The sequence below is a fragment of the Janthinobacterium sp. 1_2014MBL_MicDiv genome, assembly GCF_001865675.1.
In the GTDB taxonomy this organism is placed as follows: domain Bacteria; phylum Pseudomonadota; class Gammaproteobacteria; order Burkholderiales; family Burkholderiaceae_D; genus Janthinobacterium.
Genome location: NZ_CP011319.1, coordinates 3,441,699 through 3,455,258, shown reverse-complemented (window position 1 = coordinate 3,455,258; position 13,560 = coordinate 3,441,699). Strand labels below are relative to the sequence as shown.

11 protein-coding genes are annotated in these 13,560 nt (G+C 64.2%); 5 read left to right on the top strand and 6 right to left on the bottom strand.

All coding sequences use genetic code 11. From position 1 onward, the window contains the following. Positions 1–6: 6 nt before the first annotated feature. The 3 genes from YQ44_RS14860 to YQ44_RS14850 all read right to left on the bottom strand — a co-directional run bounded on the left by YQ44_RS14860 (position 7) and on the right by YQ44_RS14850 (position 3,015). Complete coding sequence (locus YQ44_RS14860) at positions 7–828, bottom strand: substrate-binding periplasmic protein (protein ID WP_071324049.1); 822 nt, start codon at positions 826–828, stop codon at positions 7–9. Between the two features lie 99 nt (positions 829–927). Next, entirely contained in the window at positions 928–2,217 is a 1,290-nt protein-coding gene (locus YQ44_RS14855; protein WP_071324048.1) for a TCR/Tet family MFS transporter, read from the bottom strand. A gap of 138 nt (positions 2,218–2,355) precedes the next feature. Then, on the bottom strand, positions 2,356–3,015 hold the full coding sequence (locus tag YQ44_RS14850; protein ID WP_071324047.1) for an HD domain-containing protein: 660 nt from the start codon (positions 3,013–3,015) through the stop codon (positions 2,356–2,358). 359 nt (positions 3,016–3,374) lie between these two features. Here YQ44_RS14850 and YQ44_RS14845 point away from each other — a divergent pair, with 359 nt between their 5' ends. The 3 genes from YQ44_RS14845 (at position 3,375) to YQ44_RS14835 (ending at position 7,515) form a co-directional block, all read left to right on the top strand. Beyond that, on the top strand, positions 3,375–3,866 hold the full coding sequence (locus YQ44_RS14845) for a chemotaxis protein CheW (protein ID WP_071324046.1): 492 nt from the start codon (positions 3,375–3,377) through the stop codon (positions 3,864–3,866). A 275-nt stretch (positions 3,867–4,141) separates the two neighbouring features. Continuing rightward, positions 4,142–5,761, top strand: a complete 1,620-nt coding sequence (locus YQ44_RS14840) for a methyl-accepting chemotaxis protein (RefSeq protein WP_071324045.1) — start codon at positions 4,142–4,144, stop codon at positions 5,759–5,761. Between the two features lie 116 nt (positions 5,762–5,877). Further along, the gene (locus YQ44_RS14835) at positions 5,878–7,515 is read left to right on the top strand and encodes a methyl-accepting chemotaxis protein (protein ID WP_071324044.1); all 1,638 of its coding nucleotides are present in this window, start codon (positions 5,878–5,880) and stop codon (positions 7,513–7,515) included. Here YQ44_RS14835 and YQ44_RS14830 read toward each other — a convergent pair. Further along, positions 7,512–8,201, bottom strand: coding sequence for a ribonuclease HI family protein (locus YQ44_RS14830; protein ID WP_071324043.1), 690 nt, complete (start codon positions 8,199–8,201; stop codon positions 7,512–7,514). The genes YQ44_RS14835 and YQ44_RS14830 overlap by 4 nt on opposite strands. Positions 8,202–8,342: 141 nt before the next feature. On the opposite strand from YQ44_RS14830, the gene YQ44_RS14825 reads away from it, so the two are divergent. Beyond that, positions 8,343–9,551: an NAD(P)/FAD-dependent oxidoreductase gene (locus YQ44_RS14825; RefSeq protein WP_071324042.1), complete on the top strand. Its 1,209-nt coding sequence runs from the start codon at positions 8,343–8,345 to the stop codon at positions 9,549–9,551. 64 nt (positions 9,552–9,615) lie between these two features. Beyond that, entirely contained in the window at positions 9,616–10,182 is a 567-nt protein-coding gene (locus YQ44_RS14820) for an RrF2 family transcriptional regulator (protein ID WP_071324041.1), read from the top strand. A 19-nt stretch (positions 10,183–10,201) separates the two neighbouring features. Here YQ44_RS14820 and YQ44_RS14815 read toward each other — a convergent pair whose 3' ends face one another. Next, entirely contained in the window at positions 10,202–10,543 is a 342-nt protein-coding gene (locus tag YQ44_RS14815; protein WP_071324040.1) for a DUF6677 family protein, read from the bottom strand. A gap of 36 nt (positions 10,544–10,579) precedes the next feature. Continuing rightward, on the bottom strand, positions 10,580–13,264 hold the full coding sequence (gene mgtA / locus YQ44_RS14810) for a magnesium-translocating P-type ATPase (protein ID WP_071324039.1): 2,685 nt from the start codon (positions 13,262–13,264) through the stop codon (positions 10,580–10,582). Positions 13,265–13,560 lie beyond the last annotated feature (296 nt).

Sequence of the window (13,560 nt, the reverse complement as noted above, 5' to 3'; positions counted from 1 at the left end):
AGGGCCCTAGCGGGGACGTATGCTCAGCGACAAGAGTTCCTGCCGGTGATGGCGCTGGAAGCCATCCATCAGCGTGCCCGAGCGGCCCGCCTTTTCCAGCAGTTCGCGCAGGGTGGCCTGGTCATCGGCCGTCAAGGTCTTGCGCGACAGATAGACGCCGCTCATGCCCCAGGGCAGCTCGGGCAGCGCTTCCAGGCGCAGGCGGTCGGCCAGGCCGTACACGCGCGCATCGTTTTGCGCCACGCCGGCGAGGATGGTGGGACTCATGATGGTGGCGTCGATGAAGCCGCTTTGCATCAGGCGTGCCACGGACAGCGCGTCGACCTCGTAGAACAGGCGGCCCTGGCTGGAGAGTTCCTTGGCCAGCGCCTGGTACGGCGTGCCATAGTCGTAGCCGCGTACGAGCGCCACGCGCAATTCGCGCCGCTCCATCAATTCCTGCATGGTGCTGATGGGCGCGCGCGCGCCTTGCAGCGAAATGAGCAGGGGCCGGTTGCCCATCAGGGGGATGAACAGGCCGTGCTGGTCGCGCCGCGGCGTGCTGCTGGCGGGGATCAGCATGTCCGCCTTGCCCGTCTCGAACATCGCTTCCAGGCGCGCGCGGGGCACGGCCGTGAAGACGAAATGGCAGCCCACCTTGGCGCCCATGCTGCGCAGCATGTCGGGGTAGATGCCGCCGATGCTGGCGCCATTGATCACGACGCTGGCGCCGATGGCCGCCACGGGCACCTGGATGTCGCGCGAGCATTGCGCGCCAGCCAGGGATGGCAGCGCCAGCGCCAGCATGGCCACGGTTCGGCGCCAGGCGCTGGAATAAAAGTCAGTCATACCCATCCTTGCTCACCATCGAATGCCGGACGTCGGTAACGCGCGGCTGATTCCCCATTCTCGCCTATTTATTTCTCAAATGCAATATTATCCTGCTGACTACTTTGTGGTGGAAACCGCAAGTCGCGTCTGGCGCTGCGCCTTGAAGTAGCGCCAGGCCACGACGATGCCCCCGGTTTGCATGATGGCGCACAGGTAGAAGGTGCTGCCGATGCGCCAGTCCTGCGCCGGCAGGTGGCTCACTTCGCCGAGGATCATGCTGCCTAGCAAAGGCATGATGATGATGGCCAGGCTGCTGATCGATTGCAGGGAGCCCATCAATTCTCCCTGTTCGCCGGCGTTGGATGACTTCGAGATGATGCCTTGCAGGGCCGGGCCGGCGGCAAAGGCCAGCAGGTTGCACAGGATCAGCGCATACATCATCCAGCCCTGCGTGGCCAGGCCATACAGCAGATAGGTGAGGGCGCCCGACGCCATGCCCAGCAGCGACAGGCGCACTTCGCCAAAGCGCTTGATGAGGATGCCCAGCAGGCCCGCCTGCACCACGGCCGCGCACAGTCCCACGCAGAACAGGGCGATGCCGTTCTGGCGCGGCGTCCAGTCGAAGCGGAAGTGCGTGTACAGCACCCACGTCGTGTTGAGCATCATCTGCGCAAACGTCATCAGGCCGAAAGCCACCACGAGGCCGCGGATTTCCGTGCGGCGCGCCAGTTTCAGCAGGGCCGCGAACGGGTTGATGCGGGCCAGGGTGAACGGCGCGCGCGGCCCCGGTCCCCGTGCCAGCGATTCGGGCACCATGAAGTAGCCATAGATGAAATTGCCTGCCGACAGGCCCGCCGCCACGTAGAACGGCAGGTGCAGATTGATTTCGCCCAGCAGGCCACCGAGCATGGGGCCGCAGATGAAGCCCAGGCCGAAGGCGGCGCCGATCTTGCCGAAGCTCTTGGCGCGGTTGTCCGGCGTGGAGACGTCGGATGCATACGCGGCCGCGACGGACATGCTGGCCGACGAGACGCCGCCGATGACGCGGCCGATGAACAGGCAGGCCAGGTTGGGCGCCCAGCCCGTGGTGAGGAAGTTGACGCTCATGCCCGCCATCGAATACAGCAGTACGGGGCGGCGCCCCACGCGGTCGCTGATGGCGCCCAGCATGGGCATGAAGATGAATTGCAGCAAGCCGAAGACGGCCGCCATGATGCCGTACCAGAACGCCTGCGCATCCTTGCCGTCGACAAAGTCGCCGATCAGGATGGGCAGCACGGGCACCACCAGGCCGATGCCCAGCATGTCGATGAAGACGCAGACGAGGATGAAATTGAGGTTGCCGGCACGTACTGGCGCGGCGGGGGAAGACGTGGAATGGCTGTCGGGGCTGGTTTTATCGGACATGCATGCTTTCGGCGCACACCCCGCGCAGCCGTGCGGCCAGCGGGGTTCAGTTGTTGGCGTTGCGCCGACGCGGTGCTGCCGTGGCGCGATAGCTGAGCCTTATATTATAGACAGCATGCGCGATGCTGGCTATCGCCATCAAGCCGGACCGGAAGCGGCGCCCCATTCGGCGGCAAAGGTGGCGCGGAAATCCGTCAGCACGGCCAGCCGCCGTTCGGCCAGGGCGCGTCCCGCCGCCGTCTGCATCTTGCCGGGCAGCTTGTCCAGCTTGGTGACGATATGGTCGAGCGCATATGCCTTGTCGTCAAGCTCGCGATGCTGCGCCAGCGGGTCCGCGCCATGCGCCAGCGCGCTGTCCATGCGCGCCGCCGTATAGAACAGGCGCGCCAGCCCCACGGCGCCGAGCGCATCGATGCGGTCGGCATCCTGCACGATTTGCGCTTCGATGGTGTGCGGCGGCAGATTGGCGGAAAAGCTGTGCGTTTCGATGGCGTGGCCGACGGCAGCGAGTTTATCCGCCGGGAAATCGAGTTCCTCCAGCTGGCGGCAGGCCAGCGCGGCCGCCTGGCGCGACGCCAGGTGGCGCTCGCGATGGTTTTTCGGCAGGTTGACCAGGTCGTGCAGATAGCAGGCGGCCAAGACCACGAGCGCATCTGCGTCGGCATGCTCCTGCAGCAGGAGTTCGGCATTGCGCCAGACGCGGTGCAGGTGGTTGATGTCGTGGGCGCTGTCGTCGCCGAGGCCGGCCGTGGCCAGCGCCAGCAGGCGCGGCTGCCATTGGGAAAGCAAGGTATGCATGGTTCAGACTTCTAAAAGACAAGGGAGGCAAAGGCCGCAGTGTGGCATAAAACGGCGGGCCGGGCAGTACCGGCGCCTGTGCCGGCGATCCGATGGGGGCCGCGCAGCGTGCCGTTTTTGCCACGTAATTTCCTCTTTGGCAATGAAGCCCGCCGCCAGACGCTCTTTTTTAGTGCATGTAAAATTTACATGGGGTAACATTGCCGCACGGAAATTAGAAGCATAAGCTAATTGCAGGAAAGTATTTGCAAAAACATATAAGTCGGAGCCATTCCTTGCGGCTGGCTCTTGTCACGTCAACGGCATGCATGCAGCGTGCCGTGGCCTGCGCCCCCGGGCGATTTAACTAAAGGATTATCATGAGCACCACTTCCAGCGAATCTGGCGCGGCCGTTGCCAAGGCTGCCGAATACCTGGCTTTTACCCTGGGCCAGGAAGAGTACGGCATCGACATCCAGAAAGTCAGCGAAATCCGCAGCTATGAAACGCCGACGCGCATCGCCAACGCCCCCGAGTTCGTCAAGGGCGTGGTCAACCTGCGCGGCATCATCGTGCCGATCGTCGACATGCGCATCAAGTTCAACCTGGGCACGCCCAGCTACGACCAGTTCACCGTCGTCATCATCCTCAATATCGGCAACCGCGTGGTGGGCATGGTGGTCGACCGCGTCTCCGACGTCACCACCTTGCTGCCCGAACAAATCAAGCCGGCGCCGGACATGGGCCGTTCGATCAACACGGAATACGTGATCGGCCTGGGCACCATCGACGAGCGCATGCTGATTCTGGTCGATATCGACCAGCTGATGTCCAGCGCCGACATGGGTCTGATCGAGAAACTGGCCGCCTAGGCCGCCAGGAAAAGTCCAGGACGGCGTTGCATTGCCCTCGACAAGTCCTGACACCCCGGTGCCGGGAGGGTTTTTTGAGAAACAATTGACCCTAAGCATTGTTTGCTTTTTCTGCAAGGCGCACGCTAGCGCATTTCCTGGCGCACGGTTCAGCCGAACCGTGCGCCAGTTTCACTTTTTATGCCGATTCGCTATAGCGGCCAGCCAGCGCCCGCTCTTGAGCGGGATCGCCAGCCTGTTGCCACGCTGGCCTTGGGGCTTTTTAGGATAGTTACATGAATGTATTACGCAACGTCAGCATCGGTGTCCGGCTCGGACTCGGTTTTGCCGTGATTTTGCTGTTTTCCATGCTTATTACCGGCATCAGCGTGTGGCGCTTGCATGACGTGGCCACGGCCACGCGCACCATGATGGAGCAGCCGCTGGCCAAGGAACGTTATATTTCCGACTGGTATGGCCGCATCGACAGCGCCGTGCGCCGCACGATCGCCATCGCCCGCAGCAGCGACACCTCGCTTAGCGGCTATTTCGCCGAGGAATCGAAAGTCTCGTCGGCCAGCTCGGCCGAGCTGCAAAAGAAGATCGAGGCACTGATCGACAAGCCGGAGGAAAAGGCCATGTTCGCGGGCTTGCTGGAGCAGCGCAAGGTGTATATCGGTTCGCGCGACCAGGTCTACAAGCTGAAGGGCGAATCGCAGGTCGAGGCCGCCAACGATGTGTTTGAAAAAACCTTCGTGCCGGCCGCCGCCAAGTACCAGAAGATGGTGCTGGACTTGCTGGAGCACCAGCGCGCCAGCATCGACGCCACGGCGCGCGATATCGATGAAGTGGCCAAGACCAGCCGCAACCTGCTGCTGGTGCTGGCTGCCTTGGCGCTGGGCTTTGGCGTCGTGTGCGCCTGGTTGTTGACGATGGGTATCGTGCGCCCGCTGCGCACGGCCGTGGACGTGGCGCGCAAGGTGGCCGATGGCGACCTGACGGCGCAGATCGACGCCAGCGCCAAGGATGAAACCGGGCAACTGCTGCTGGCCCTGAAGGACATGAACACGAGCTTGCTGACCATCGTCAGCGAAGTGCGCAGCGGCACGGACAGCATCGCCACCTCGTCGACGCAAATTGCCGCCGGCAACCAGGACCTGTCGAGCCGCACGGAAGAGCAGGCCGGTTCGCTGGAAGAGACGGCTTCGTCGATGGAAGAGCTGACCAGCACCGTGAAGCAGAACGCGGACAATGCGCGCCAGGCGAATCAACTGGCGGCGTCGGCGGCGCAGGTGGCCGTCAAGGGCGGCGAGGTGGTGGCGCAGGTGGTGGGCACGATGGAATCGATCAATGCCTCGTCGAACAAGATCGTCGACATCATTTCCGTGATCGACGGCATCGCCTTCCAGACGAATATCCTGGCCTTGAACGCGGCCGTGGAAGCGGCGCGCGCGGGCGAGCAGGGCCGCGGCTTTGCCGTCGTGGCGTCCGAAGTGCGCAACCTGGCGCAGCGTTCGGCCAGCGCCGCGAAAGAGATCAAGACCCTCATCGGCGCCTCGGTGGAGCAGGTCAACGCGGGCAGCATGCTGGTGGCGCAGGCCGGTTCGACCATGAACGACATCGTCGACAGCGTGCAGCGCGTGAGCGACATCATCACGGAAATCACGGCCGCCAGCAGCGAGCAAAGCGTGGGCATCGACGAGATCAACCGCGCCATCGGCCAGATGGATGCCGTGACGCAGCAGAATGCAGCCTTGGTGGAAGAATCGGCGGCGGCCGCCGAATCGATGCAGCACCAGGCGCACAACCTGGCGCAAGTCGTCAGCGTGTTCAAGCTCAATGGCCAGCAAGCCATGGCCGGCGGTTTGCAGGGCGCCCGGCGCCCGGCGTCGCCGCCAGCCTTGCGCCTGGGCTAAGCGCATATTCGAATCAGGGGCAAGCGCAGCAGTGCTTGCCCGCGGCAGTGGCTGCCGTGTTCGGCCTTTCCTTTGTACTCTTTTGTAGTCTGGTTCCGCTTTTTTAGGATATTCACATGAATTTGTTAAGAAACGTCAGTATTGGTGTGCGCCTCGGCCTGGGTTTTGCCGTGATTTTGCTGTTCTCCATGCTTATTACGGGCATCAGCGTGTGGCGCTTGCATGACGTGGCCACGGCCACGCGCAACATGATGGAGCAGCCGCTGGCCAAGGAACGCTATATTTCCGACTGGTACAGCAAGATCGACAGCGGCATCCGCCGCACCACGGCCATCGTGCGCAGCGCCGACACGTCGCTGGGAGCGTATTTCGCGGAAGAAGCGAAGCAGTCGTCCGTCGTCTCGGGCGAACTGCAAAAGAAAATCGAAGCCCTGATTTCTGGTCCGCAAGAAACGGAATTGTTCCGCCAGGTCAGCGAACAGCGCAAGGTGTATCTGGATGCGCGCGAGCAAGTGTCGAAACTGAAGGCGGGCGGCCAGGAAGCCGAGGCGGAAAAGGCTTTTCAGGCCGTCTTCGTGCCGGGCTCGGCGAAGTACCAGAAAGTCATCATGAACATGCTGGAACACCAGCGCGCCAGCATCGACGCCACGGCGCGCGATATCGATGAAGTGGCCAAGACCAGCCGCAACCTGCTGCTGGTGCTGGCTGCCTTGGCGCTGGGCTTTGGCGTCGTGTGCGCCTGGTTGTTGACGATGGGTATCGTGCGCCCGCTGCGCACGGCCGTGGACGTGGCGCGCAAGGTGGCCGATGGCGACCTGACGGCGCAGATCGACGCCAGCGCCAAGGATGAAACCGGGCAACTGCTGCTGGCCCTGAAGGACATGAACACGAGCTTGCTGACCATCGTCAGCGAAGTGCGCAGCGGCACGGACAGCATCGCCACCTCGTCGACGCAAATTGCCGCCGGCAACCAGGACCTGTCGAGCCGCACGGAAGAGCAGGCCGGTTCGCTGGAAGAGACGGCTTCGTCGATGGAAGAGCTGACCAGCACCGTGAAGCAGAACGCGGACAATGCGCGCCAGGCGAATCAACTGGCGGCGTCGGCGGCGCAGGTGGCCGTCAAGGGCGGCGAGGTGGTGGCGCAGGTGGTGGGCACGATGGAATCGATCAATGCCTCGTCGAACAAGATCGTCGACATCATTTCCGTGATCGACGGCATCGCCTTCCAGACGAATATCCTGGCCTTGAACGCGGCCGTGGAAGCGGCGCGCGCGGGCGAGCAGGGCCGCGGCTTTGCCGTCGTGGCGTCCGAAGTGCGCAACCTGGCGCAGCGTTCGGCCAGCGCCGCGAAAGAGATCAAGACCCTCATCGGCGCCTCGGTGGAGCAGGTCAACGCGGGCAGCATGCTGGTGGCGCAGGCCGGTTCGACCATGAACGACATCGTCGACAGCGTGCAGCGCGTGAGCGACATCATCACGGAAATCACGGCCGCCAGCAGCGAGCAAAGCGTGGGCATCGACGAGATCAACCGCGCCATCGGCCAGATGGATGCCGTGACGCAGCAGAATGCAGCCTTGGTGGAAGAATCGGCGGCGGCCGCCGAATCGATGCAGCATCAGGCGCACAACCTGGCGCAAGTCGTCAGCGTCTTCAAGCTCAATGGCCAGCAAGCCAGCGTCAGCGGCTTGAAGGGGATGAAGCGGCCGCTGGCGAAAGAGCCGAAGGAAGCCTTGCGGATCGGCCGCGCCGCTTAATCTGCCAACGGAGGAATAGCCTCTTCCTCCACCCAGCCGGCGATCGCCAGCTGCGACAGCCGGTCCGCCTCGCCATTGCGGTGGCGCGGAATCCAGCGCAACGTTACATCATTGAATTGTTCCAGCAGGGCCACGACGGTGGCCCGCTGCGTTTCCAGCCCCCTGGCGCCGACCGGCGTCGTCCCCAGCACGTCATTGATCACCACCTGGCTGTCGCCGTACAGCAAGAGCTGGGGCGGGCGCACGCCGAGTGCCGCCTGCAGCACGGCCGTCAGGGCCGCATATTCCGCCTCGCTGCTATTGCCATGGCCGGCCGCCTGGCTCACTTCGATGCGTTCGCCATGCGGCCCCAGCAGCAGGGCGCCTATGCCCAGCTTGCCCGGGTTCGGGTGGGCCGAGCCATCGAACCAGCCGCGCCAGGCCGAAGCCGGCACCGCCTGCACGCGCCGCGCCGCCTGCGCCTGCTGGCGGTCGCTGATTTTTTGCGCCTTGCGCTGCGCTTCGGCGGCGTGCGCCTGCAGCCGTGTCGCCAGCAGGGCGGCCAGGCCCAAGGTGCCCGCTGCCTGTTCCAGTATCCGCTGCAACGCCGTGTCGTCCGCGATGCCTTCCCGCGCGGCCAGCCGGCGCGCCTGTGCCCGCTCGCTCTTGAACGCGGCTGTCAGCAATGTTTCCAATTCCTGTTGCATGGGGCTTTCCCTCGTCGTCGTGCCGCGAATCTACGCGAGTGCGGCACAGACCGCAAGGCAGGCTGTCGCGTTTTTGCATGCCCGCTTGCACGCTATAACGCGGAGTGATATAGTCTGCGTTATCAACTCAAGGAGAAAAACATGACACAGCGCGTATTGATCATTGGTGCCGGCTTTGCCGGATTGTGGAGTGCCCTGGCGGCCGTGCGTCGCCTGAGGCTGGAAAATATGCCCGCCGGCGAGGTCGAAGTGGCGCTGGTGGCGCCGGAAGCCATGTTGACGATGCGCCCGCGCCTGTACGAACCGGCACCCGCCGGCATGGTGGCGCCGTTACAGCAACTGTTCGACGACACGGGTGTGCGCTTCATCGCCGGCAAGGTCGAAGCCATCCGCAGCGACAGCGACGAAGTCGACATCGTGGCTGCCGATGGCAGCCGTTCGACCGTGGCCTACGACCGCCTGGTGCTGGCGGCCGGCAGCAGCCTGTTCCGGCCGAATATCCCTGGCCTGCAAGAGTTTGCCTTCAGCACCGACCAGCGCGACGAAGCGGTGGCGCTCGATGCGCACCTGCACGCGCTGGCCGCCCGGCCCGCATCGGCCGCGCGCAATACCGTCGTCGTGGCCGGCGGCGGCTTCACGGGCATCGAGCTGGCGGCCGAACTGCCGTCGCGCCTGCGCGCCATCCTGGGCGCGGATGCCGATATCAAGGTGATCATTGTCGAGCGGGCACCCGATATCGGTCCCGACCTGGGGCCGGGACCGCGCCCCGTGATCGAACAGGCGCTGGCCGAGCTGGGCGTGGAATGCCGGCTTGGTTCGGCGGTTGCCGCCATCGACGCGGGCGGCTTGAGCACCGCCGATGGCGAGCGCATCGAGGCGCACACCGTGGTGTGGACGGCGGGCGTGCGGGCCAGCGCGCTGACGGCGCAGATTCCCGGCGAGAAAGATACCGCGGGACGCCTGCGGGTGGCGCCTGACTTGCGCGTGCCTGGCGCCGGCAAGGTCTTTGCCACGGGCGACGCCGCCGTCGCCGCCACGGATGACGCAGGCAATCACACGCTGATGAGCTGTCAGCACGCCATGTTCCTTGGCCGCTCGTCGGGCGACAATGCCGTGGCAGACCTGCTGGGACTGGCGACGCGGCCCTACCGCCAGCCGTACTATGTGACTTGCCTGGACCTGGGGGCGTGGGGCGCGGTCGTGACGCAGGGCTGGGAGCGCAAGGTGTGGCTGACGGGCAGCGAGGGCAAGGCCATGAAGGTGGCCATCAATGGCCGCGTGATCTATCCACCGGCCGACAGCGCCGCGGCGCTGGCCGCCGCCGATCCGGCGTTCGAACTGTCGCTGTAGTCGCGCCTTGCGGCAGCTAACGTGGAGTGATAAAGTCCCCGTTTTGCAACGGAGGAATGGCATCATGGCACATTATGGAAGCGGCACCGAGTATGGCTTGCATTGCCTGCTGTATCTGGCCCAGCCGCTTGCCGAGCCTGCCAGCAGCCGCGATCTGGCGGAGTTGCAGGGCATCTCCGTCTCCTTCCTGGCGAAAATCTTTCCCAAGCTGGAGAAGGCGGGCATCGTGACGGCGTCCGAAGGCATCCGCGGCGGCTACCAGCTGGCGCGCCCCGCGGGCGAGATCAGCGTGCTCGACGTGGTGGATGCCATCGAAGGGCCGAAACCGCTGTTCGATTGCCAGCAGATCCGCAGCCGCTGCACCTTGTACGCAGGCGAGCCGCCGGGCTGGATGACGAGCGGCGTGTGCGGCATCCATGCACTGATGCTGCGCGCCGAGAAAAGCATGCGCGCCGAACTGGCCAAGACCAGCTTGCTGGACTTGGCGCAAGGTTTCGGCAGCGTGGCGCCGGCCGGCTTTGGCGCCGATGTGCAGGGCTGGTTCAGCGGCCGCGTGCAGGAACGCAGCGAGGCGCGCATCGCCGCCATCCGCGGACCGAAGACGCGCCGCGTCAAGGACGATGCGGCTTGATGCTCGTTTGACGTTGATCCTAAGGTTTCAACAGCACGGTATCGACCAGGCTGCCGAGCCAGCACAGCACCAGCACGCCCACGGCCACCGTCATGGCCGGGCCGTCGTTGGCGGACAGCGCATCGACTCTTTCCACGATTAATTGCACGTCGAGGGGCAGGGCGCCGCTGTCGATCTGTGCCATGACCTGGTCCAAGCGTGCCATGATCTGGCGCAATACGAATGCCAGCGCGACCAGGGCAGGAACAAGGAACAGGCAGCCGCGCGCCTTGCGGCCGATGACGAAATGCCCGCTGCCGGGAAACACCAGGGCCGACAGCAGCAGGGCGAGATTACGCTTGGAAAGAGAAGAGCCGCTCATGCGCGCCTTTTGTAGGGGTAAGAGCGGCCCATCATACTATTGCCAGCCGAATTTGCGCAGGTACACGCGTTTCATGAACGTCGTCAGCAGGGTGTAGCAGACGAGAATGCCCAGCAGCCAGGGGAAGTAGCCCAGCGGCAAAGCCTGCAGCTTGAAATAGCTCGCCAGCGGCCCCATCGGCAGGAACACGCCCACGGCCATGATGGCTGTCGTCGCCACCAGCAGGGGCACGGACGCGATGCTGTCGATGAAGGGCAGCCTGGGCGTGCGGATCAGGTGCACGATCAGGGTTTGCGTCAGCAGGCCCACGACGAACCAGCCGGACTGGAACAGGGTCTGCTGTTCCGGGCTGTTCGCGCCAAACACATGCCACATCAGGATGAAGGTGCTGATGTCGAAGATCGAGCTGATGGGGCCGAAGAACACCATGAAGCGGCCGATGTCGCGTGGGTTCCAGCTCAGCGGCTGCTGGATCAGTTCGGCGTCGACGTTGTCGAACGGGATGGCGATCTGCGACACGTCATACAGCAGGTTTTGCACCAGCAAGTGCAGCGGCAGCATCGGTAAAAATGGCAGGAAGGCGCTGGCCACCAGCACGGAAAACACATTGCCGAAGTTCGAGCTGGCCGTCATGCGTATGTATTTGAGCATGTTGCTGAAGGTGCGGCGGCCTTCCAGCACGCCTTCTTCCAGCACCATCAGGCTCTTTTCCAGCAGGATGATGTCGGCCGCTTCCTTGGCGATATCGACGGCCGAATCGACGGAAATGCCGATGTCGGCCGCGCGCAGGGCCGGCGCATCGTTGATGCCGTCGCCCATGAAGCCGACGATATGGCCATTGCCGCGCAGGGCCCGCACGAGGCGCTCCTTGTGCAGCGGGCTGAGCTTGGCAAACACGGTGTTGTCCTCGGCCGCCCTGGCCAGGGTGGCGTCATCCATGTCGTCGAGCTGCGGGCCTTGCAGCACGCCATGCACGGCCAGGCCCACTTCGCGGCAAATCTTCGCCGTCACCAGGTGGTTGTCTCCCGTCAAGACTTTTACCGTCACCCCGTGTTCCGCCAGCGCGCGCAGGGCGGGCGCCGTCGATTCCTTGGGTGGATCGAGGAAGGCGACGTAACCGATCAGTGTCAGCGCCGTTTCATCGGCCACGCCATACACGGTTTTATGCGGCGGCACTTCCTTGACGGCCACGGCCACCACTCTTAAACCTTCCGCATTCAAGCCGTGCGTGGTCTCCAGCACCTTGGCCAGCAGGGCGGCGTCGAGGGGAATATTCACGCCGCCCAGGCGCAGATGGCTGCAGGCGGCGAGGATTTCCTCGACGGCGCCCTTGCAGATCAGCTCATGGTGGTCGTTGCGTTCGGAAACGACGACGGACATGCGGCGGCGCACGAAATCGAACGGGATTTCATCGACTTTGACATAGTCGCGGGCCAGCTGCATTTCCGTCTGCAGTTCAACATGGTCGAGCACGGCACGATCGAGCAGGTTTTTCAGGCCTGTCTGGTAGTGGCTGTTCAAATAGGCGAATTGCAGCACCTCGTCGGAAGGCTGGCCGAAGACGTCCGTGTGGCGTTCGAGCACGATCTTGTCCTGCGTCAAGGTGCCCGTCTTGTCCGTGCACAGCACGTCCATGGCGCCGAAGTTCTGGATGGCGTCGAGGCGCTTGACGACGACTTTCTTTTTCGACAGTTTCACGGCGCCCTTGGCCAGGGTGCTGGTGACGATCATCGGCAGCATTTCCGGCGTCAGGCCCACGGCCACGGACAGGGCGAAGAGGAACGCTTCCATCCAGTCGCCCTTGGTCCAGCCGTTGATCAGGAACACGAGCGGCGCCATCACGAGGGCGAAGCGGATCAGCAGCCAGCTGACGCTGTTGACGCCCGCCTCGAAGGCCGTCGGCGTGCGCTCGGTGGCCGTCACGCGCGTGGCGATGGTGCCGAAATAGGTGCGGTTGCCGGTAGCCAAGACCAGCGCCGTGGCGGCGCCCGAGATCACATTCGTGCCCATGAACAGCAGGTTGGCCAGCTCCATCGGGTCGCGCCCCGCGCTGTCGGCCAGCTCGGCCATCTTTTCCACGGGCAGGGATTCGCCCGTCATGGCGGCCTGGCTGACGAACAGGTCTTTCGCGGAAAGCAAGCGGCAGTCGGCGGGGATCATGTCGCCGGCCGACAGCACGATGATGTCACCCTGCACCAGCTGGCGGATCGGCAGCTCGCCCTGCTGGCCATTGCGCAGCACGGTGGCCGTGTTGCTGACCATGGCTTTCAGGCGTTCCGCGGCGCGGTTCGAGCGGCCTTCCTGCACGAAGCGCAGCAGGGTCGACAGGATCACCATGGTGCCGATGACGATGGTTGCCTTCGGATCTTCCGTCAGGTAGGAAACGATGGCCAGCACGGTCAGCAGCAGGTTGAACGGATTCTTGTAGCACAGCCACAGGTGCTGGTACCAGGCCAGCGGTTTTTCATGCTCGACCTCGTTCGGCCCCGTTTGCGCGCCGATCACTTGCGCCTCGGCATCGCGCAAGCCTTCGGCCCGCGTATGCAGGCGGTTCAGGGCCGTCGCCAGGTCTTCGTGGGCGGCGGCCAGCAGCTGGCGCGCCAGGTGGTCGGGCACGGGGCGGGCCGTGCTGTTTTCCAGCGGCATGGCGCGGCGGCGGAAATGGCCGGCCGTGTGGCGCTTGCGCAGGAACGATTCGAATAAGCGGGTGAAGAGATTCATGGCTCTTCCTTTCACGACGAGGTGTTGACGGGCGGCGCAGCCGCAGGCAAGACTTGCGTGCCGCCAGCGCGCATGGCAAAGCATGGCGCCGGCGGGCAATCCGGGTCAGTAGCCGGTCGCGATCGGAAAGAGGGGGAGAGGCGCGCAGCCGGACTGGCTGCGAGAGACACCGCACCTTGCTCAGCAAGGCACGGAGGAAAGGAAGTTCCGCGTTGCTTGCTGTTTAGCTGCCGAGGCAATCACCGATACAAGATCGGCTACTGTCACTAGAACAAGTACCCACGTGGGACTCCGTA